Source organism: Falsiroseomonas algicola (assembly GCF_011040385.1).
GTDB lineage: Bacteria > Pseudomonadota > Alphaproteobacteria > Acetobacterales > Acetobacteraceae > Falsiroseomonas > Falsiroseomonas algicola.
The window spans coordinates 1-1,178 of sequence record NZ_JAAIKB010000055.1 but is presented as its reverse complement, the minus strand read 5'-3'; the positions used below and the strand labels follow the sequence as shown (position 1 = coordinate 1,178).

At 68.6% G+C, this 1,178-nt stretch carries 1 protein-coding gene; it reads right to left on the bottom strand.

What is annotated here, in order from left to right; genetic code table 11:
- Positions 1-905 precede the first annotated feature (905 nt).
- On the bottom strand, positions 906-1,178 hold a 273-nt coding region (locus tag G3576_RS30970), incomplete at its 5' end, for a hypothetical protein (RefSeq protein WP_164698332.1).

The window sequence follows — 1,178 nt, the reverse complement described above, 5'->3', positions numbered from 1 at the left end:
GCTTGGGAAGCTGACGTTCTACCTCTGAACTACGCCCGCAGCACGAGGTGCGTCTTTGTATCCGGCCCGGCCGTCGCAGGCAAGGAGCACCTGAAAGCGGCCCTTTACCTCGGCTTTCGCCCGGTTCGCCCGGGCCAGATGAAGTCTTCCGGGCGCTCGCCGCCCGGGAGCGTCCGAACTGACCTGCCCGCCCTTCCAAGGCCGTTCGGCGGAGGCGCGGACTCTGGAGTGACTCTCGCGACGGCGAAGACCAGATCGAGCCCCGCCGCGCCGCGCGCCAGAGTCCAAGCGGTCCAGCACGTGTCCGGGGCAGGGCCGTTCCCGCCCTCAGCATGGTGGCGCGCTGACCTCCACCACCGTCCCGGCATCGCCGGGGGGACGGTCCAAACCGGCCGACACGATTCGGAGCCCGTCGCGGTTCGCGTCGAAGACGCTGCCGACGATCAAGGCCGAGCCATCGGCGGCGACCTGACGGTCGGGCAGTCTGTCTTCCCAGCATGCCCGGCATCCGCCAGCCCGCTACTTTCCCGGATCGCCGGGTGCGTCCCGACGCTGCCGCTGATGCCATCCACCGTCAGCTTCCCTGTCTGGCCGGTGCCTGCCGGTGCTCCGGCGCCGTGCGGACCGTCCCCATGCTGGTGACGGCAGCAGAGCATGCCGACGCGCCCTCGCAGGTCTCGTGGAGGCGGTCTGGACCGTCCGACACGACCCGGTAGGCATCTCAGGCTGAGTCTATGATGTCGCCAACGATCCGGGACGGAGGCCGTTACCACGGTTATGGCTTCCAAGCTGCGCCATCGAGGTGGGCCTGACGCTGCTGCCCGGTCGGAAGCGGCCACCGGCGCGCATCTCTCGGACACTCCCCCGCGATCTACGCCTTGGCGATCCGCTGCCGAGAGGTCGCGTCACGAACTCAGCGCGCGAAGTCGTTCGAGAAGATGCTGTCCGAGATCGCGCCCGGCGATCCGCTCCAGCATCACCCAGAGTGACATCACTTCCGGCGACCGGGCGTCGAGATCGCCGACATGCAGCGCGACGGCGAAATCGGCCATGGACGCCGTGCGCGGCGAGGGGTCCTGCCACGCTACAAGGATCGCGTTCGCCACTGCCGGTGGAAGGTGGGCGAACGCATCATCGACGTGATCGAACACGCGGTCAGCAGCGACAAACATCGGGCG